Genomic DNA, 20,714 nt, shown 5'->3' with positions numbered 1-20,714 from the left:
GGTCAGCGCGTGATCTTCTTCGCGGCGTCGAGCAGTTGCGTCCAGCCCTCGGCCGCGGACTTGCCCTGTTCGACGGCCTGCAGCGCCGGGCTCGACGCGTTCTCCTGGATCTGGCCGTCGCCGGGGCCCTTGTACTGCGGCTTCGCGACCTTCTTGGCCTGCTCGGCGAACAGCTGCCCGATCTTGGCGCCACCGAAGTAGGCGTCGGTCTCGCTCAGCAGCGCCGGGTCCTCCAAAGCCTTGACCTGGCTGGGGAAGGTGCCCTTCGCCTTGAACGCCTTGATCTGCTGCTCGGGCGCGGTCAGCCAGGCGGCGAGTTCGGCCGCCTCCTTCGGGTGCTTCGACTGGGTGGGCACGGTGAGGTACGAACCGCCCCAGTTCCCGCCGCCACCGGGGAAGGCCGCGGTGACCGCCCACTTGCCGGCGTTCTCCGGGCCGGAGTGCTCCTCGATCACGCCGAGCATCCAGGCGGGGCACACCTTCGTGGCGAAGGCGCCCTGCTTGAACCCGGAGTTCCACTCGTTGCTGAACGCGGTCAGCTTCGCCGACTGTCCTTTCGCGACGGCGCCGGTGACCTTGGTCCAGGCGTCCTTGATGCCCTGGTTGGATTCCACCGCGAGCTTGTCATCGCTGCCGATATAGCCGGTCGGGAGCTGGTTGACCATGGCGTTGAAGTTCTGCGCGGCCGAGTCGAACCAGGCCTTCCCGCCGGACTTGGCGACGTACTGCTCGCCCGCCGCGAAGTAGCTGTCCCAGGTCGCGAAGAGCGGTTTGACCGCCTCAGGGTCGGACGGCATTCCCGCCGCTTCGAGCATGTCCTTGCGGTAGCACATGGCCAGCGGGCCGATGTCCGTCCCGTAGCCGATGACCTTGCCGTCCTTGGTCTTCGCCGCGTCGTACTTCCAGCCGAGCCAGCGGTCGGGGGACACCTCCGCCGGACCGATCTTGGTGAGGTCGTTGAACTTCGAGCCCTTGTCGAGGACGTTCGACAGGTGCCCTTCCTCGACGGCGGTGACGTCGGCGAGCCCGGAACCGGCGGCCAGTTTCGTGATCAGGTCCTGGTGGTACGGGCCGCCCTGGCCGGTCTTGCGGTGGGTGATCTTGATGTTCGGGTGCAGCCGCTCGTACTCGGGGATGAGCTCCTCGTAGCCGAACTCGGTGAACGTCGCCAGCGACAGCTCGACCTTGGCGTTCGGGTCGGACGCGGCGGGCGCCCCGCCGTCGTCACCGCCGCACGCCGCGAGTCCGAACGCCGTCATCGTGATACCCAGTGCCAGCACCAGGCCGTTCCGGATGCTTCTCACGTCATTGTGTCCCTTGCTGATGGGGGTGAGGAGAAAATGGGAGCGCTCCCAGGATGCGCAGAGTCTGTCGCCAAGGTATGGCCGTGTCAAGGGCTTGTAATGAGAGCGTTTCCATCAGGGGAGCGCTCTCAGGGCGGCGGCCCGCCGGACACTAAGCTGTCGGTGTCCGGATGGAGCTGAAGAGTGAAGGTGGCGCTGGTGGGGCCTCGACCAGAGGAAGACGGCAGGCCGACGCTGGAAGACGTCGCCGCGTCCGCCGGGGTCAGCCGGTCGACGGCGTCCCGTGCGCTGAACGACGACGGCTACGTCAGCGCGCGCTCCCGCGAGAAGGTCCAGGCCGCGGCCCGCGAACTCGGGTACTCCCCGAACCAGGCGGCCAGATCCCTGGTCACCAAGCGGACCGGTGCGGTCGCGGTCGTGCTGTCGGAGCCGGAGGCGCGGCTGCTCGACGACCCGTACCGCACCGCGGTCATGCGCGCGGGCTATCGCGAGCTCGCCGACATCGGCTGTCAGATGGTCTTGATCTTCAGTGACACGCGCGAAGACCTCGACCGCACCGTCCGGTTCCTCGACGGCGGGCACGTCGACGGCGTGCTGGTGTTCGCGCCGCATCGTACGGATCCGTTGCCCAAGGCGTTGCGGCAGTTGAGGATCCCGGTCGTGTACGGCGGGCAGGCGGCCGGGCTCAAACGCGGTGTCCACGTCGTCGACTTCGACAACGAGGGCGGCGCGAAGCTCGCCGTCGCGCATCTGGTCGAGGCCGGCCATCGGCGGATCGCCACGATCGCGGGCCCGCAGGACCAGAGCGCGGCGATCGACCGGCTCTCCGGCTGGCGCAAGACCCTTCTCGACGCCGGTCTCGACCCCGCGGACCTGATGGAGGAGGGCGACTTCACCCTGACCGGCGGGGCGAAGGCGATGTCGAATCTGCTCGCCCGACGCCCCGACCTCGACGCCGTCTTCGTGGCCAGCGACATGATGGCGCTCGGCGCCCTCCGCACGCTGCATTCCGCCGGACGGCGGATTCCCTCGGACGTCGCCGTCGTCAGCTTCGACGACAACGCGACCCTCGCGCCGGAGATGGACCCGCCGCTGACATCGGTCCACCAGGACCCTCGGGAACAGGTCCACGCGATGGTGGAGACCCTGCTCGCGGTGATGGACGACCGGGATCTCAAGCCCCGCCAGCGGATCTTGCCGGTCTCGCTCACGCATCGCGCCTCCAGCTGAACCCGGGGGTGGTCGTGAGTGGCGTTTCGGGTTCTAGTCCGAATTGCCGCTCACGAGGCTCCTTGTGCGGAGCCGGCCGTTTTCGCGTGACTGGACGGACGACACGTGTGACCCGACGGACGACACGCGTGACTGGTTGGACGGCATGGCGAGTCGTCCCTCTGGACGCATGTGTCGTCCGTCCGGTCACGCGTGTCGTCCATTCGCGCGCGGCGATAGGCGCCCTTGGCACGCCAACCTTGGCTCATGGAGCCGGTCCGTGACCCGACTGTGACTCGGGGAGCGCTTGACCCGGCTCGTGTTATCGCTAACACTTGCGGCACTCGTCACACGGTACTGGGATTGGGAGACAGGCGATGGCACGCGAAACCACCGAGAGCAAGCAGGCCAGTCTCACCGACGTGGCCGCGCTCGCGGGTGTTTCGCATATGACGGTCTCGCGGGTCATCAACGGCACCGGCCCGGTCCGCGCCGAGACGCGGGTCCGCGTCAACGCGGCGATCGAGCAGCTGGACTACCGGCCGAACTCGGTCGCCCGCGCGCTGGTCACCGGCCGTTCGGGCACGCTCGGCGTGGTCGCGCTGGAGGCCAACCTCTACGGTCCGGCCAGCACGTTGAGCGGCATCGAGCACGCCGCCCGCGAGGCCGGCTACGCGACGACCATAACCAGCATCAGCCGCCCGGGCCGGTCGTCCATCACCGACGCCGTGGAGCGCCTCCGCCGGCAGGCCGTCGAGGGCATCGTCGTGATCGCGCCGCATGTCACCGCCGCCCGCGCCCTGGAGGCGGCGCCCAGCGACGTACCGCTCGTCGCGGTCGGCGGCGGCGAGAAGGCGCCGGTCCCGGTGATCTCGGTCGACCAGTTCGACGGCGCGCGCCGCGCCACCGAACACCTTCTCGGCCTCGGGCACGAGACCGTCTGGCACGTGGCCGGACCCGAGGACTGGCTGGAGGCGCTCGACCGCGAACGCGGCTGGCGCGAGACCCTGCAACGGCACGGCGCGCCGATCCCGCCCGTCATCCGCGGCGACTGGAGTGCGCGGTCCGGGTACGCGGCGGGGCGATCCCTCGTCGGCGAAAAGGGCCTGGACGCGGTGTTCGTGGCCAACGACCAGATGGCCCTCGGCTTCCTTCGCGCCTGCACCGAGGCGGGCGTGAACGTGCCGGGGGAGATGCGGATCGTCGGCTTCGACGACGTTCCCGAGGCGGCGTACTACACGCCGCCGCTGACGACCGTGCGCCAGGACTTCGTCGAAGTCGGCAGGCGCACGTTCGACCTGCTCCGCCGCCGGATGAACGGCGGTGAGGACCAAGATCGCGACCTGGTGGTCCCCGAACTGATCGTCCGGGAGAGCACCGGTCTTTCGTAGCTCCGAGAGCCGTTTCCCTCGGCTCAAGGCACGAATGTTAACGCTAACTCAATTGATCAGTGCGGATCTAGGAGTCGATGTGGCAAGAAAACCGTGGACGGCGATCGTGGCCGGAGTGGCCGGGCTGCTCCTGCTCTCCGCGTGCGGCGGTGGCGGCGGAACGGGTGGCGGCGGCGCCCTCACCCTCGGGTTCGCCCAGGTGGGCGCGGAAAGCGGCTGGCGCACGGCGAACACGAAGTCGATCCAGGAGTCCGCGAAGGCGGCCGGGATCGAGCTGAAGTTCTCCGACGCGCAGCAGAAGCAGGAGAACCAGATCGCCGCGATCCGGTCCTACATCCAGCAGAAGGTCAAGGTGATCGCCTTCTCGCCGGTCGTGGAATCCGGCTGGGACACCGTGCTCAAGGAGGCGAAGACGGCGAACATCCCGGTGATCCTCACCGACCGGGCCGTCGACTCGGCGGACAAGTCGCTGTACAAGACCTTCCTCGGCTCGGACTTCGTCGCCGAGGGCAAGAAGGCGGGCGAGTGGCTGGCCAAGGAGTTCGGCTCGGCGGCTGGCGACGTCAGCATCGTGGAACTGCAGGGCACCACCGGTTCCGCACCGGCGAACGACCGCAAGAAGGGCTTCGCCGACGTCATCGCGTCGAACCCGAAGTTCAAGGTCGTCGCGTCGCAGACCGGTGAGTTCACCCGGGCGAAGGGCAAGGAGGTCATGGAGGCCTTCCTGAAGTCCCAGCCCAAGATCGACGTGCTGTACGCGCACAACGACGACATGGCCCTCGGTGCCATCGAAGCGATCGAGGCGGCGGGCAAGGTGCCCGGCAAGGACATCAAGATCGTCTCGGTCGACGGCGTCCGCGACGCCCTGCAGGCGCTGGCCGACGGCAAGATCAACCACGTCGTCGAATGCAACCCGCTGCTCGGCCCGCAGCTGATGGATCTGGTGAAGAAGGTCGCCGCCGGGGAGCAGGTGCCGCCGCGCATCGAGACCACCGAGACCGAATTCGACCAGGCCGCGGCCAAGGCCGCGCTGCCGCAACGCCAGTACTGAGCCGATGACGGAAACCCCTCCGATGCTGCGGATGAGCCATATCCGGAAGGAATTCCCCGGCGTGGTCGCCCTCGACGACGTCTCCTTCCGGATGTTCCCCGGCGAAGTGCACGCCCTGATGGGCGAGAACGGTGCCGGCAAGTCCACTTTGATCAAGGTGCTCACCGGCGTCTACGGGGTGGACGCGGGCACCATCGAGCTCGACGGCGCCCGGGTCGCGTTCAGCGGCCCGGGTGAGGCACAGCGCTCCGGCGTGAGCACCGTCTACCAGGAAGTGAACCTCTGCCCGAACCTGTCGGTGGCGGAGAACATCTGCCTCGGCAAGGAGCCGCGACGGCGCGGCCGCATCGACTGGCGCGAGACGCGCCGCCGGGCGGCCGCGCTGCTGGCCAGGCTGGACGTCGACGTGGACGTCTCGGCTGAGCTGGGCGGCTGCTCGATCGCGGTGCAGCAACTGGTCGCGATCGCCAGGGCGCTCGACGTCGAGGCGCGGGTGCTCGTGCTCGACGAGCCGACGTCCAGTTTGGACGCGGGCGAGGTCGAGCAACTGCTGAACGTGGTGCGCTCGCTGCGGGACCAGGGGATGGCGATCCTGTTCGTCTCGCATTTCATCGAGCAGGTCTTCGCCGTCGCGGACCGGATGACGGTGCTGCGCAACGGGAAGCTGATCGGCGAGTACCGCACCGAGGAGATCACCCCGGTCGACCTGGTGACCAGGATGATCGGCAAGGAACTCGCGGCGCTAGAAGACATCGAGGACGCCGGGCACAGCCGGTCGGACGTCGCCGGAGCGCCCGTCTTCCTCGAAGCGGGCGACGTCGGCCGCAAGGGCGGTGTCGCGCCGTTCTCGCTCGACATCCGGTCCGGCGAGGTCGTCGGGCTCGCCGGGCTGCTCGGTTCGGGCCGCACCGAACTGGCGCGGCTGCTGTTCGGCGCCGATCACGCGGACAGCGGTTCGGTGCGGATCGACGGCGAGCCGGTGTCGCTGAAGACCCCGCGGACCGGCCTCGACCACCGCATCGCGTTCTGCTCGGAGAACCGCAAGACCGAAGGCCTCGTCGAGGAACTCACCGTGCGCGAGAACATCGTGCTCGCGCTACAGGCCTCGCGTGGCTGGGCCCGGCCGATCCCGCGGCGGCGGCAGGACGAGATCGCCGAGCGCTACATCAAGGCGCTCGACATCCGGCCCGCCAACGCGGAGGCGAAGGTCGGCGACTTGAGCGGCGGCAACCAGCAGAAGGTGCTGCTCGCGCGGTGGCTCATCACCGAACCGCGGCTGCTGATCCTCGACGAGCCGACGCGCGGTATCGACATCGGTGCCAAGACGGAGATCCAGCGGCTGGTCGCGCGGCTCTCGGGCGAGGGGATGGCCGTGGTGTTCATCTCCGCCGAACTCGAGGAAGTGCTCCGGCTGAGTCACCGGGTCGTCGTGCTGCGCGACCGCGCGGTGGTCGCCGTGCTGGACAACGAAACGCTGACCGCGGACCAGGTGATGGCGACGATGGCCGAAGGAGTCGCACGATGACCAAACATCGGTTGTTCTGGCCGGTCGTCGCGCTGCTGGCGCTGCTGCTCGGCGACCTCATCGCGCATCCGGCGTTCTTCGCGATCGAATTCCGCGACGGGCATCTGTACGGGAACCTGATCGACATCCTCAAGAACGGCGCCCCGCTGATCCTCATCGCGATCGGCATGACGCTGGTGGTGGCGACGCGGGGGATCGACCTCTCCGTCGGCGCGGTCGTCGCGATCAGCGGCGCGCTCGCGTGCCTGCACCTCAGCGGACTCGGTGATCAGAACAGTGTCGGCGGGACGCTCGCGGCGGTCGGGATGGCGCTGGGGCTCGCCCTCGTGCTCGGTCTGTGGAACGGCTGGCTCGTCGCGGTGCTCGGCATCCAGCCGATCATCGCGACGCTGATCCTGATGGTCGCCGGCCGAGGCATCGCCCAGCTGATCACCGGCGGCCAGATCATCACCGTCAACTCGCATCCGTACGAATGGATCGGCAGCGGGTTCACCTTCGGCCTGCCCAGCGCGATCCTCATCGCGCTGGCGGTGTTCGCCATCGCCGCCGTGCTGGTGCGCCGGTCCGCGCTGGGGCTGCTGGTCGAATCGGTGGGCGGCAACCCGGAGGCCGGCAGGCTCGCCGGGCTCCGGTCGGCGCGGCTGATCTGGCTCACCTACGTCTTCTGCGCGCTCTGCGCCGGTATCGCCGGCCTGATGATCAGCGCGAACGTGCACAGCGCCGACGGCAACAACGCCGGGCAGTTCATCGAACTGGACGCGATCCTCGCCGTCGTCATCGGCGGGACGCAGCTGACCGGTGGCCGGTTCTCGCTCACCGGCTCGGTGATCGGCGCGCTGCTCATCCAGACGTTGACGACGACCGTCTACGCGCTCGGCATCGCGCCGCAGGCGATCATGCTGTTCAAGGCCGTGGTCGTGCTGGCGGTCTGCCTGCTGCAGTCGCCGGTGTTCCGCAGGAAGCTCGCCCGGCGGCGGAAACCGGCCCCGCCGTCGCCCGCCGTCCTGCCGGAGAAGGTGGAGGCCGGGGTATGACGACACTCGACCGCATCAAGGGTTATCGGCCGCGGCAACGGCATCTGCCGATCCTGGCGACGATGGCGATGCTCATCGGCGCCTACGTCTACGGCGCTTCGAGCTACACGGCGTTCGGCTCCGGGCAGGTCGTGCTCGACCTGTTCATCAACAACGCCTTCCTGCTGGTCGTCGCCGTCGGGATGACGTTCGTGATCCTCACCGGCGGGATCGACCTCTCGGTGGGCTCGGTGGTGGCACTGTCCACTGTGGTCTCGGCGGACCTGCTGCAGAACCAGGGCTGGCCGGTGCTCGCGGTGATCCCGGCGGTGCTGGCGATCGGCGCGGCGCTCGGCTTCGGTATGGGCGTGCTGGTCCAGGTGTTCGAGATCCAGCCGTTCATCGCGACGCTGATCGGGATGTTCTTCGCCAGGGGGCTCTGCTACACGATCAGCACCCAGGCGTACTCGATCGACGATCCGACGGTCGCGAACCTCGCGCAGACGCAGATCCCGCTCGGCGGGGAACTGCACATCTCGATCGGCGTGGTCGTCGCGCTCGTGGTGGTCGCCGCGGCGGCGTACGTCCTGTACGGGACCAGGTTCGGGCGGACGGTGTACGCGATCGGCGGGAATCCGAAGTCCGCGCTGCTGATGGGCCTGAACGTCGGCCGCACGCGGATCACGGTCTACACGCTCAGCGGGTTCTGCTCGGCGCTCGGCGGGCTGCTCTTGGTGCTGTACAAGTCTTCCGGCGATCCGCTCAACGGTGTGGGGCTGGAGCTCACCGCGATCGCGGCCGTCGTCATCGGCGGCACGCTGCTCACCGGCGGCTCCGGCTACGTCCTCGGGACGGTGCTCGGGATCATGGTGCTGGGCATCATCCAGACCCTGATCACCTTCGACGGCACCTTGAACTCCTGGTGGACCTCGATCATCACCGGTGCGCTGCTGTTCGCCTTCATCGTGCTGCAACGCCTCGTCGGGAGGCGGTCCACGTAAGACGGAACACGCGTGATCAAGGCCGTAACCCGCGTGATTGGAGCCGGACCGGCTTCAAACACGCGAGTTCCGGCTCCAAACACAGGTGATCGTGGTTTTCGACCAGAAATGTGAACGCTAACAGTTGGAGAAGAAGTGAGTACAAGGGAGCCGCTGGTCGTCGGCGTCGACTTCGGGACGCTGTCCGGCCGGGCCGTCGTGGTCCGCGTCCGCGACGGCGCGGAACTGGGCAGCGCGGTTTCGGAGTACCGGCACGGCGTGATCGACCGGATCCTGCCGCGGACCGGCCACGGTCTGCCGCCGGACTGGGCGCTCCAGGTGCCGTCGGACTACGTCGACGTCCTCCGCACCGCCGTGCCGGAGGCCGTCCGTGCCGCCGGGGCGGATCCCGCCGACGTGATCGGCATCGGTACCGATTTCACCGCGTGCACCATGGTGCCGACGACGGCCGACGGCACGCCGCTGTGCGAACTGCCCGAGTTCGCCGGGAATCCGCACGCCTACGTGAAGCTGTGGCGTCACCATTCCGCTCAGCCGCAGGCCGACCGGATCAACGCACTGGCGCGGAAGTGCGGCGAGTCTTGGCTGGCGCGTTATGGCGGACTGATCTCTTCCGAGTGGGAGTTCGCCAAGGCGCTGGAGGTCTACGAAGAGGCGCCCGAGGTCTACGCCCGGATGCGCCACTGGGTCGAACTCGCCGACTGGATCGTCTGGCAGCTCACCGGAACCTACGTCCGCAACGCCTGCACCGCCGGGTACAAGGGCATCCTGCAGGACGGTCGCTACCCGAGCGCGGAGTTCCTTGAGGAGCTGGCCCCCGGCTTCGGGTCCTTTGTGGACGACAAGCTCGTGCATCCGCTGGGCGCCCTTGGTGCCAAGGCGGGGAGCCTGAGCGCTCAAGCGGCGGAATGGACCGGGCTTCCCGAGGGGATCGCGGTCGCCGTCGGCAACGTCGACGCGCACGTCACCGCGCCTGCGGTCCAGGCGGTCGAGCCGGGGCAGATGGTCGCGATCATGGGCACCTCCACCTGCCACGTGATGAACGGCGCCGAACTGCGTGAGGTACCGGGCATGTGCGGCGTCGTCGACGGCGGGATCGTGTCCGGGAAATGGGGCTACGAGGCGGGGCAGAGCGGCGTCGGCGACATCTTCGCTTGGTTCGTCGAACACGGCACGCCCGGGTCCTATGTGGACGACGCCAGGGAAGCGGGGATCTCCGTCCACGAACTGCTCACGCGGCTTGCCTCGATGCAGGAGATCGGCGAACACGGACTGGTCGCGCTCGACTGGCACAGCGGGAACCGGTCGGTACTGGTCGACCACGAACTGTCCGGCGTCGTCGTCGGCCAGACCCTCGCGACCCGCCCCGAGGACACCTACCGCGCGCTCCTGGAGGCGACGGCGTTCGGTACCCGGACGATCATCGAGACCTTCGAACGCGCCGGGGTACCGGTCACCGAACTGATCGTCGCCGGTGGCCTGGTCAAGAACCAGCTCCTGATGCAGATCTACGCCGACGTCACGAACCTGCCGCTTTCCGTGGCCGGTTCGGCCCAGAGCCCCGCGCTGGGCTCGGCGATCCACGCCGCCGTCGCCGCCGGGGCACACGCCGACGTCCCGGCCGCCGCGCTCGCGATGGGTTCGGTCCGCCGGGCCGTCCACCGGCCGATCGCCGAGAACGTCAAGGCCTACAACGACCTCTACGCCGAGTACGCCGCGTTGCACGACTACTTCGGCCGTGGGGCCAACGACGTCATGCACCGGCTCGCCGCCCGGCGCCGTTCCGTCCGGAAAGGACTGCACCGATGAGCCTCGCCGTGGAGATCACGGACACCTTCGAAGAGCTGCGCGACACCGTCGCCCGCTTGCACAGCGAGCTGACCCGCTACGAACTGGTCATCTGGACCGCGGGCAACGTGTCGGCGCGGGTCCCCGGGCACGACCTGATGGTGATCAAGCCGTCCGGGGTGTCCTACGACGAGCTGAATGCCGACACGATGGTCGTCACCGACCTGTACGGCGAGGTTGTCCACGGCGACCTCGCGCCGTCCTCGGACACGGCCGCGCACGCCTACGTCTACCGGCACATGCCGGAGGTCGGCGGGGTCGTGCACACGCATTCGACCTACGCGACCGCATGGGCCGCGGTCGGGGAACCGATCCCGTGCGTGCTCACCATGATCGCGGACGAGTTCGGCGGCGAGATCCCGGTCGGGCCGTTCGCGATGATCGGTGACGACTCGATCGGCCGGGGCATCGTCGAGACGCTGCGGTCCAGCCGGTCGCCCGCGGTGCTGATGCGCAACCACGGCCCGTTCACCGTCGGCCGCACCGCACGCGACGCGGTCAAGGCCGCCGTGATGGTCGAGGACGTCGCCAAAACCGTCCACATCGCTTCCGCGCTGGGCAGGCCGGAGCCACTGTCCGAACAGGACGTGGACCGGCTCTACGCGCGCTACCAGAACGTCTACGGCCAGCAGGGAGAGAAGTGAGCACACAACGCAAGACCGAGGTCTGGTTCCTCACCGGGAGCCAGGCGCTGTACGGCGAGGAGACCCTCGAACAGGTCGCGGGCCAGTCGTTGCAGATCCAGCGGATGCTGGCCGACACCGGGCGGATCTCGGCGGAGATCGTCGCGAAGCCGGTGCTGACGGAGCCGTCGGCGATCCGGCGCGTGATGCTGGAGGCGAACGCGGACGACGCGTGTGTCGGGGTGATCGCCTGGATGCACACGTTCTCGCCGGCGAAGATGTGGATCACCGGCCTCGACGCGCTGCGGAAACCCTTGCTGCATCTGCACACCCAGCTCAACGAGGCGCTACCGTGGCAGTCCATCGACATGGACTTCATGAACCTGAACCAGGCCGCGCACGGTGATCGCGAGTTCGGCTACATCCAGACCCGGCTCGGGGTACCGCGCAAGACCATCGCCGGGCACGCCGCGGATCCCTCGGTCGCCGACCGGATCGACGCCTGGGTCCGCGCGGCGGTCGGGCGCCAGACGATCGGCTCGCTCAGGCTCGCGCGGTTCGGGGACAACATGCGCGACGTCGCGGTCACCGACGGGGACAAGGTCGAGGCGGAGCTGAAGTTCGGCGTCTCGGTGAACACCTACGGCGTCAACGAACTCGTCGCGCTGGTCGACGCGGTGCCCGACACCGAGGTCGACGCTCTCGTCGACGAGTACGCCGAGACGTACGCGCTCGCGCCGGAACTCGCCAAGGCGGGGGAGCGGCACGAATCGCTGCGTTACGCGGCCCGGATCGAGCAGGGGCTTCGCACGTTCCTGACGAGCGGCGGTTTCGGCGCGTTCACCACGAATTTCGAGGACCTCGGCGGCCTGCGGCAGCTTCCCGGCCTCGCCGTGCAGCGGCTGATGGCCGACGGCTACGGCTTCGGCGGCGAGGGTGACTGGAAGACGTCCGCGCTGCTGACGGCGGTGAAGGCGATGGGCCGCGACTCCGAGCGCGGGACGTCCTTCATGGAGGACTACACCTACCACTTCGGCCCCGGTGAACCGAAGATCCTCGGCGCGCACATGCTCGAGGTCTGCCCGAGCATCGCCGCCGCCAGGCCTTCGTGCGAGATCCACCCGCTCGGCATCGGTGGCCGTGAGGATCCGGTCCGGCTGGTGTTCGACGCCGCCGCCGGCGACGCGGTCGTGATCGGCCTCGCCGACCTCGGTGACCGGTTCCGCTTGGTGGCCAACGAGGTCGAGGTCGTCGCGCCGGACGAGCCGCTGCCGAACCTGCCGGTGGCGCGCGCGGTGTGGAAGCCGGCGCCATCGCTGGCGACGTCCGCCGAAGCGTGGATCACGGCGGGCGGACCGCACCACACGGTGCTCACCCAGGCCGTCGGCGCCGAAACGATCCGGGATTTCGCCACCATGCTCGACGTCGAACTGCTCGTGATCGACCAGGCCACGACGCCCGCCTCGATCGCCGACCGGATGCGCTGGAACCAGGCCTACTACCGGCTCGCACAAGGATTCTGATCGGTCCCCACCGGAGAGAAGGAACAATGAAGTTCACGAAACTGGCCACATTGGCCGTGGCGGTCGGCCTCGGTGCCGCGCTGACGGCCTGCGGTTCGAGTCAGAAGTCCGTCGATCAGCAGGCGGCCGCGGGAGGCGCGGCGGGCGGACTGGTCGGCGTCACCATGCCGACCAAGTCGTCGGAGCGCTGGATCCACGACGGCGACAACATCAAGGCGGCGCTGGAGAAACTGGGCTACCAGGTCGACCTGCAGTACGCCGAGGACGACATCCCCACCCAGGTGAACCAGATCGAGAACCAGATCACCAAGGGCGCGAAACTGCTCGTGATCGCGTCGATCGACGGCACCGCGATCACCACCCAGCTGCAGGAGGCCGCGGACAAGAAGATCCCGGTCATCGCCTACGACCGGCTGATCCGCAACACCCCGAACGTCGACTACTACGCGACCTTCGACAACTTCAAGGTCGGCGTGCAGCAGGCGACGTCGCTGCTCACCGGGCTCAAGGTGCTCAAAGAGGACGGTTCGCCGGGTGACGGCAAGGGACCGTTCAACATCGAGCTCTTCGCGGGTTCTCCGGACGACAACAACGCGACGTTCTTCTTCAACGGCGCCATGTCCGTGCTGAAGCCGTACCTCGAAAACGGGACGCTGGTCGTCAAGAGCGGCCAGACCGCGTTCAACGTCGCGGCGATCCTGCGCTGGCAGGCGGCGACCGCGCAGCGGCGGATGGAAGACCTGCTGACCAAGACCTACAGCTCCGGCGACAAGGTGCAGGGAGTGCTCTCGCCGTACGACGGGCTCTCCATCGGCATCCTGTCGGCGCTCAAGAGCAACGGCTACGGAACGCCCGGCCAGCCGTACCCGGTGGTCACCGGCCAGGACGCCGAGGTCGCGTCGGTGAAGTCGATCATCGCGAACGAGCAGTACTCGACGATCTTCAAGGACACCCGCAAGCTCGCCGAGACCACGGTCAAGATGGCCGACGCGGTCCTCAAGGGCGGCAAGGCCGAGACCAACAACACGACGGACTACAACAACGGGCAGAAGGTCGTGTCGGCGTTCCTGCTGGAGTCGGTGATCCTCAACAAGGGGAACTACCAGAAGGAACTCATCGACTCGGGCTACTACAAAGCGGAACAGCTGAGGTAGCGACGTGACCGACGAAATCCTTCGGATGCGGGGGATCACCAAGACCTTCCCCGGCGTCAAGGCGCTGCAGGACGTCAACCTGTCGGTGCGCCGGGGAGAGATCCACGCGATCTGCGGCGAGAACGGCGCGGGCAAGTCCACGCTGATGAAGGTGCTCTCGGGCGTCTACGCGCACGGCTCGTACGACGGCGAGATCGTCTTCGACGGCGAGCCGTGCGCGTTCTCCGCGATCCGCGACAGCGAACGGCGCGGCATCGTGATCATCCACCAGGAACTCGCGCTGTGCCAGCAACTGTCCATCGCGGAGAACATCTTCCTCGGCAACGAGAAGGCGCGCGGCGGGCTGATCGACTGGAACCGGACCAACGCCGAGGCGGGCGAGCTGCTTCGGCGCGTCGGCCTGCGGGAGAACCCGGTGACGCCGGTGCTGGACATCGGCGTCGGCAAGCAACAGCTGGTGGAAATCGCCAAGGCACTGTCCAAAGAGGTCAAACTGCTGATCCTGGACGAGCCGACGGCGGCGCTGAACGACGACGATTCGGCGCATCTGCTCGACCTGCTGCGCGGCCTGCGCGACGACGGCGTCACCTGCGTCCTGATCTCGCACAAGCTCAACGAGATCGCCGCGATCGCCGACTCGATCACCATCCTGCGCGACGGCAGGACGATCGAGACGCTGGACGCGAGCACGGTGACCGAGGACCGCATCATCGCCGGGATGGTCGGCCGGAAACTGGAGAACCGGTTCCCGCCGAGGGAACCGCGGATCGGCGACGAGGTCCTCCAGATCGAGGACTGGACCGTGCACAGCCCGACGCAACACGGCCGGGTCGTCGTCGACGGCGCGAGCCTGACCCTGCGCCGCGGCGAGATCGTCGGGCTCGCGGGGCTGATGGGCGCCGGGCGCACCGAGCTCGCGATGAGCGTGTTCGGCCGCTCGTACGGCAAGGACATCTCCGGCCGCCTGATCAAGGACGGCAAGGAGATCGAGGTACGCACGGTCGGCGACGCCGTCGCGAACGGGATCGCCTACGCCACCGAGGACCGCAAACGCTACGGGCTGAACCTCATCGAGGACATCCAGCGCAACGTCTCCGGTGCCGCACTGGGCAAACTCGCGCGCCGCGGCTGGGTGGACGAGAACGAAGAACACCGTGTCGCCGAAGAATTCCGCAAGAGCATGAACATCAAGGCACCGGACGTGCGCAGCGTGACCGGCACGCTCTCCGGCGGCAACCAGCAGAAGGTCGTGCTGTCCAAATGGATCCTCACCGATCCGGACGTGCTGATCCTCGACGAGCCGACTCGCGGCATCGACGTCGGCGCGAAGTACGAGATCTACACGATCGTGAACCGGCTCGCCGAGGAGGGGAAGGCCGTGCTGGTCATCTCGTCCGAGCTGCCGGAACTGCTCGGGCTGTGCGACCGGATCTACACGCTGTCGGCGGGCCGGATCACCGGTGAGGTCGACCGGGCCGAGGCCACCCAAGAGGTCCTCATGCGGGCGATGACCAGGGAACAGGAGTAAGACATGAGCACCGCCTCCGCCGACACCGTCACCGGTGTCGGTGATCAGCAGGGAGCCGCGCCGGCCAGGGCGCCGCGCCGGATCTCGTTCAACCCGCGCGAGAGCGGCATCTACGTCGCGTTCGCGCTGATCGTCGTGTTGTTCTCGATCCTCACCGGCGGCGCGCTGCTGGAACCGCAGAACATCTCGAACCTGATCGTGCAGAACTCGTACGTGCTGATCCTCGCGATCGGCATGATCCTGATCATCATCGCCGGGCACATCGACCTGTCGGTCGGTTCCGTGGTGGCGCTGACCGGCGCGATCTCGGCCGTGCTGATGGTGAACCTCGGTGTGGCGTGGCCGGTCGCGCTGCTCATCACGCTGGCCGTCGGCGCGGTGATCGGGGCGTGGCAGGGGTATTGGGTCGCGTACTTCGGGATTCCAGCGTTCATCGTGACGCTGGCCGGGATGCTGATCTTCCGCGCGCTGACGCTCACCGTGCTCGGGAACCAGGGGATCGGCCCGTTCCCGGACGAGGTGCGCACGCTGGCGAACGGGTTCACCGGCGGCTATCTCGGCAACATCGGGCTGGGCCCGCTCGGCGGCGCCGACGTGGTCAGCCTGCTGGTGGGTGCACTGGCCATCGCGGGCGCGATCGTTTCGCGGTGGCGCAAGCGGACGGCCCGGCTGAACTACCTGCAAGAGGTCGATCCGCTGCCGATGTTCCTGCTGAAGATCGCCGCGGCGGCCGCCGTCGTGCTGTTCGTCGTGGTGCAGCTGGCGCGGTACAAGAACCTGCCGTGGGTGCTGATCCTGCTTTCGGTACTGGTGATCGGCTACTCGCTGGTGACGACGCGGGCGGTGTTCGGCCGCCACATCTACGCCATCGGCGGGAACCTGCAGGCGGCGACGCTGTCCGGCGTGAAGGTCAAGAGCGTGACGTTCTGGATCTTCGTCAACATGGGCGTGCTCTCCGCGCTCGCCGGGATCATCGTGGCCGGACGGCTCAACCAGGCCGGGCCGACCGCGGGCAACATGTTCGAACTCGACGCGATCGCCGCGGCGTTCATCGGCGGCGCCGCGGTGCAGGGCGGGGTCGGCAAGGTGGTCGGCGCGATCACCGGCGGGCTCATCATGGGCGTGATCAACAACGGCATGTCCCTGATCGGCGCGCCGACCGAGAGCGTGAACCTGGTGAAGGGGTTCGTGCTGCTCGCCGCGGTCGCCTACGACATCTGGACCAAACGGCGGGCCCGTACCGCCGCCTGATGGTCGTGAGCTGAAGGGGACTTTCCCCGCATGCCAAGCGGTGAAGGGCGCTTTTCCTGCATCGTATGCGGGGAAAGCGCCCTTCAGCCCCCGGCGCCACCGCGGTCCGATATCCCGTACTCGGGTGGATCCCTGGGCCGTGTCGCGAAAGCCACTTTCGAGACATCAGACGTCCCCAAAGCGGCTTTCGCGACACCGAAACACACTGCGGAACGCCGGATCGCCATACCCGGCAGAACACGAAAAACCTTCCTAACTCAGGTTCCTCGCAATGTCGCGAAAGGAAGTGCTGTGCGCAGCAGATCAGTCCGGCTCGGTGTGCTGTCCTTGACCATCGCCGCCGGTGTCCTCGTGCCCGTTCAGACCGCTTCGGGCCAGACACCGACGACCGACTACACCCTCGCCGTGGACGCGGCGGGACGTGGTGCCACGATCGACCGTTCGATGTACGGCGTCTTCTTCGAGGACATCAACCGCGCCGCGGACGGCGGCCTGTACGCCGAACTCGTGCAGAACCGCTCCTTCGAGTACGACAAGGCCGACAACGCGTCGTACACCCCGCTGACCTCGTGGGCACCCACATCGCTCAACGGGGGAACCGGCACGGCGACGGTGGCCGACGACGACCAGCGGCTCAACGAACGGAACCGGCGCTATCTCAAGCTCGAACTCACCCGTGGCGAGTACGGCGTCGCGAATTCGGGCTACAACTCGGGGATCCGGGTCGAGAAGGGCAAGCAGTACGACTTCTCGGTGTTCGCCCGGACGGATCGCGCGGCGGGCACCCCGCTCACGGTGGCCGTCACCGATCCGGCGGGGAAGGCGCTCGCCGATCCACTGCGGGTCCAGGTCCGCGGCGACGGTTGGGCGCGCTACACCGGCACCGTCCGGGCGCGGGAGTCGAGCGCGCTGGGCAGGCTCGCGCTGACCGCGTCCGGCGGTGGCACGCTGCGGCTGGACATGGTGTCGCTCTTCCCGCGCGAAACCTACAAGAACCGTCCCAACGGCATGCGGGCCGACCTCGCGGAGAAGATCGCCGCGCTCAAGCCCGGTTTCGTGCGCTTCCCCGGCGGCTGCCTGGTCAACACCGGCAGCCACCAGGGCTACGAGGCGCCGAACTGGGAGCGGAAACGCTCGTACCAGTGGAAGGACACGATCGGCCCGGTCGAGCAACGGGCCACGAACGCGAACTTCTGGGGCTACAACCAGTCTTACGGCATCGGCTACTACGAATACTTCCAGTTCTCCGAGGACATCGGCGCGATGCCGCTGCCCGTGGTGCCGGCGCTGGTCACCGGCTGCGGGCAGAACAAGGCGACCGACGATCCGGCGCTGCTGCGGCGGCATATCCAGGACACCCTCGACCTGATCGAGTTCGCCAACGGCCCGGTCACCTCGACGTGGGGCAAGAAGCGGGCCGAGATGGGACATCCGGCGCCGTTCAACCTGACGCATCTCGGTGTCGGCAACGAGGAGAACCTGCCCGACGAGTTCTTCACCCGGTTCACCGAGTTCCGCAAGGCGATCGCGGCGAAGTACCCGGGGATCACCGTGATCAGCAATTCGGGACCGGACGACACCGGCACGACGTTCGACCGGCTGTGGGACCTGAACCGGAACGCGAAGGTCTCGATGGTCGACGAGCATTACTACAACAGTCCACAGTGGTTCCTGCAGAACAACCAGCGGTACGACACCTACGACCGCAATGGCCCGAAGGTGTTCCTCGGCGAGTACGCGTCGCTGGACAACAAGTTCGGCAACGCGCTGGCGGAGGCCGCGTACATGACCGGGTTGGAACGCAACGCCGACGTCGTCAAGCTCGCGTCGTACGCGCCGCTACTGGCGAACACCGACTACGTGCAGTGGAAGCCGGACATGATCTGGTTCGACAACCAGCGCTCGTGGGCTTCGGCCAGCTACGAGACGCAGAAGCTGTTCATGACCAACGTCGGTGATCACGTGGTCCCGAGCAAAGCGTCGGCCACGCCTGCCACGGTCGCTCCCATCTCGGGTGCGATCGGCCTCTCCACCTGGGCGACGAGCGCGGCCTACGACGACGTCAAGGTCACCTCCGCCGACGGCGCGCAGCTGTTCGCGGATGACTTCTCCGGAGACGATCCACGCTGGTCGAAGGTGGCCGGACGGGGATCGTGGGCGGTGTCGAACGGGGCCTACGTCCAGTCGGATCAGGCGGCCGAGAACACCCTCGTGACCGCGGGCGATCCCTCGTGGAGCAACTACGACTTCTCCGTGAAGGCGACCAAGACGGGCGGCAAGGAAGGCTTCCTGGTCGCGTTCGGCGTGAAGGACACCGGCAACAACTACTGGTGGAACCTCGGCGGCTGGAACAACACCGTCTCGGCCGTGGAGAAGACCGAGGGCGGCGGCAAGCAGACCCTGCTCCAGAACGGCACGAAGATCGAGACCGGCAGGCAGTACGACCTGCGGGTCGAGGTCCGGGGCCGGCAGGTGACGCTGTTCCTCGACGGACAGAAATGGGGCTCGTTCACCGACGACAAGGTCGCCGAGCCGTTCCGCCAGGTCGTCACCCGCGACGTCAAGACCGGGGAACTGGTGGTCAAGGTGGTCAACGCGCAGGCTTCCGCGGCCCGGACCCGCGTCGACCTCGGCACTCGCGTCCAGCCTGGCGCGACCGCCCGCGTGACGACGTTGCAGGGCTCGCCGGACGACGTCAACACCGCCTTCACCACGCCGATCGCACCGCGCGAAACCCGCTTCTCCGGCGTCTCGAACACCTTCACGTACACCTTCCCGCCGAACTCCGTGACCTTCCTGAGGTTCCCGGCCCGAGTGAGGGGATGACCATGACCATCGACCGTCGTGACCTGTTCAGAGCGGGTGGCGGACTGCTGGCCGCCACCGCCGTCGGAAGCCTGGCACCGGGTACGGCCCAGGCAGCCGAAGCCGCTCCCGTGCCGTTGACCACGCGGAACCCGTTGGTCGAGCAGCGGGCCGATCCGTTCATCACCCGGCCGGTGAACGGGATGTACTACCTGACCGGTTCGGTGCCCGAGTACGATCGCATCGTCGTCCGCGGTGCCGCCACGCTCGACGGCCTGGCCACCGCCAGGGAGACGACGATCTGGCGACGTCCGTCGTCCGGGAAGATGGGCGGCCATATCTGGGCGCCGGAACTGCACCGGATCGACGGGCGCTGGTACGTGTACTTCGCCGCGGGCGATTCGGACGATGTGTTCCGCATCTGGACGTACGTGCTGGAGTCCACTTCGGACGATCCGCGGGCGGGCACATGGGTGCTGCGCGGGCAGATGGTGACGAAGTGGGACACCTTCACCCTGGACTCGACGACGTTCGAGCACCGCGGCAAGCGGTACTTCGCCTGGGCGCAGAGCGAGCCGGGGATCGCGACCAACAGCAATCTGTACCTCGCCGAGATGGCGTCACCGCTCGCGCTCAAGGGCGACCCCGTCCGGCTCGCGGTGCCGACGCTGCCCTGGGAGATCCAGGGGTTCAAGGTCAACGAAGGGCCGGCGGTGCTCGTCCGCAACGGGCGGGTGTTCATGACCTACTCGGCCAGTGCCACCGACGCCCGCTACTGCATGGGGCTGCTCACCGCCGACGAACGTTCGGATCTGCTGGACCCGCGCTCGTGGACGAAGTCGCCACAGCCGGTGTTCACCACGAACGAGGCGACCCGGCAGTACGGGCCCGGGCACAACTCGTTCACCGTCGCCGAGGACGGCTCGGACGTCCTCGTGTACCACGCCCGCGACTACCGCGACATCACCGGCGACCCGCTGTACGACCCGAACCGGCACACCCGGGCGCAACGGCTGTACTGGAACGACGACGGGACGCCGAGTTTCGGTGTCCCGGTCGGCGAAGGCGGCCCGTGCGTACGACTGTCCCCGTTGGACGATCCCGCGTTGCACGTGCGGCATTACGAGTACCGGCTGACCGCCGACGGCAATGTCCGCGAGCTGGCCGATTCCCAGTTCCGCATCGTCGCCGGGTTCCGTGGCGCCGGCACCGTCGCATTGCAGTCGGTCAACTTCCCGGACCGGTACGTCCGCGTGGTGGACGCGGCGACCGTGCGGATCGATCCGTACGACGAAAGCGACGCCTACGGCCGGGCGGCGAGTTTCACCCAGGTGCCGGGCCTTTCCGACCGGCTGGCGGTGTCGTTCCGCCTCCCGGGTGAGCCTGCCACCTATTTGGCCCACGACAAGGGAAGGATCTTGGTCTTCCGTCCCGGTGCCGCGGTGCGGGATCGTCAACGGGTCAGCTTCCGGCTCAGCTGAACTCCCT

At 67.9% G+C, this 20,714-nt stretch carries 15 protein-coding genes; 14 read left to right on the top strand and 1 reads right to left on the bottom strand.

All coding sequences use genetic code 11. The features are described 5' to 3' along the window. Positions 1 to 2 precede the first annotated feature (2 nt). Complete coding sequence (locus AMK34_RS06290; RefSeq protein WP_073843583.1) at positions 3 to 1,304, bottom strand: ABC transporter substrate-binding protein; 1,302 nt, start codon at positions 1,302 to 1,304, stop codon at positions 3 to 5. Between the two features lie 183 nt (positions 1,305 to 1,487). Here AMK34_RS06290 and AMK34_RS06285 point away from each other — a divergent pair, with 183 nt between their 5' ends. The 14 genes from AMK34_RS06285 (at position 1,488) to AMK34_RS06220 (ending at position 20,707) form a co-directional block, all read left to right on the top strand. After that, the gene (locus AMK34_RS06285) at positions 1,488 to 2,534 is read left to right on the top strand and encodes a LacI family DNA-binding transcriptional regulator (protein WP_083649751.1); all 1,047 of its coding nucleotides are present in this window, start codon (positions 1,488 to 1,490) and stop codon (positions 2,532 to 2,534) included. A gap of 356 nt (positions 2,535 to 2,890) precedes the next feature. Then, complete coding sequence (locus AMK34_RS06280; RefSeq protein WP_073843581.1) at positions 2,891 to 3,904, top strand: LacI family DNA-binding transcriptional regulator; 1,014 nt, start codon at positions 2,891 to 2,893, stop codon at positions 3,902 to 3,904. Positions 3,905 to 3,983: 79 nt separating this feature from the next. Next, positions 3,984 to 4,955 (top strand): ABC transporter substrate-binding protein, encoded by a 972-nt coding sequence (locus AMK34_RS06275; protein ID WP_037338701.1) that lies wholly within the window; start codon positions 3,984 to 3,986, stop codon positions 4,953 to 4,955. A gap of 22 nt (positions 4,956 to 4,977) precedes the next feature. Then, complete coding sequence (locus AMK34_RS06270) at positions 4,978 to 6,480, top strand: sugar ABC transporter ATP-binding protein (RefSeq protein WP_073843577.1); 1,503 nt, start codon at positions 4,978 to 4,980, stop codon at positions 6,478 to 6,480. Continuing rightward, a complete protein-coding gene (locus AMK34_RS06265; RefSeq protein ID WP_073843575.1) occupies positions 6,477 to 7,514 on the top strand; it encodes an ABC transporter permease in 1,038 nt (345 codons plus the stop codon). The genes AMK34_RS06270 and AMK34_RS06265 overlap by 4 nt, the downstream gene beginning before the upstream one ends. Continuing rightward, positions 7,511 to 8,494: a galactofuranose ABC transporter, permease protein YjfF gene (yjfF, locus tag AMK34_RS06260; protein ID WP_073843573.1), complete on the top strand. Its 984-nt coding sequence runs from the start codon at positions 7,511 to 7,513 to the stop codon at positions 8,492 to 8,494. Before AMK34_RS06265 ends, yjfF begins: the two co-directional genes overlap by 4 nt. A 135-nt stretch (positions 8,495 to 8,629) precedes the next feature. Beyond that, positions 8,630 to 10,303 carry a ribulokinase gene (araB, locus tag AMK34_RS06255; RefSeq protein ID WP_073843571.1) on the top strand — a complete coding sequence of 558 codons (1,674 nt, stop codon included), beginning with the start codon at positions 8,630 to 8,632 and terminating at the stop codon, positions 10,301 to 10,303. Then, entirely contained in the window at positions 10,300 to 10,986 is a 687-nt protein-coding gene (locus tag AMK34_RS06250) for an L-ribulose-5-phosphate 4-epimerase (RefSeq protein ID WP_073843570.1), read from the top strand. The genes araB and AMK34_RS06250 overlap by 4 nt, the downstream gene beginning before the upstream one ends. Continuing rightward, on the top strand, positions 10,983 to 12,488 hold the full coding sequence (gene araA, locus AMK34_RS06245) for an L-arabinose isomerase (protein WP_073843568.1): 1,506 nt from the start codon (positions 10,983 to 10,985) through the stop codon (positions 12,486 to 12,488). Before AMK34_RS06250 ends, araA begins: the two co-directional genes overlap by 4 nt. Positions 12,489 to 12,514: 26 nt before the next feature. Beyond that, positions 12,515 to 13,642, top strand: coding sequence for a multiple monosaccharide ABC transporter substrate-binding protein (gene chvE / locus AMK34_RS06240; protein ID WP_073843566.1), 1,128 nt, complete (start codon positions 12,515 to 12,517; stop codon positions 13,640 to 13,642). A 4-nt stretch (positions 13,643 to 13,646) separates the two neighbouring features. Continuing rightward, the gene (gene mmsA, locus AMK34_RS06235; RefSeq protein WP_198941634.1) at positions 13,647 to 15,170 is read left to right on the top strand and encodes a multiple monosaccharide ABC transporter ATP-binding protein; all 1,524 of its coding nucleotides are present in this window, start codon (positions 13,647 to 13,649) and stop codon (positions 15,168 to 15,170) included. A 3-nt stretch (positions 15,171 to 15,173) separates the two neighbouring features. Further along, on the top strand, positions 15,174 to 16,421 hold the full coding sequence (gene mmsB / locus AMK34_RS06230; protein WP_038512811.1) for a multiple monosaccharide ABC transporter permease: 1,248 nt from the start codon (positions 15,174 to 15,176) through the stop codon (positions 16,419 to 16,421). Between the two features lie 291 nt (positions 16,422 to 16,712). Continuing rightward, positions 16,713 to 19,247, top strand: coding sequence for an alpha-L-arabinofuranosidase C-terminal domain-containing protein (locus AMK34_RS06225; protein WP_073843563.1), 2,535 nt, complete (start codon positions 16,713 to 16,715; stop codon positions 19,245 to 19,247). A 2-nt stretch (positions 19,248 to 19,249) separates the two neighbouring features. Continuing rightward, positions 19,250 to 20,707, top strand: a complete 1,458-nt coding sequence (locus AMK34_RS06220; RefSeq protein WP_241832697.1) for a family 43 glycosylhydrolase — start codon at positions 19,250 to 19,252, stop codon at positions 20,705 to 20,707. Positions 20,708 to 20,714 lie beyond the last annotated feature (7 nt).

Origin of the sequence: Amycolatopsis sp. CB00013, assembly GCF_001905755.1 — a bacterium.
Taxonomy (GTDB): domain Bacteria; phylum Actinomycetota; class Actinomycetes; order Mycobacteriales; family Pseudonocardiaceae; genus Amycolatopsis; species Amycolatopsis japonica.
This window is presented reverse-complemented; position numbering and strand designations above follow the sequence as displayed.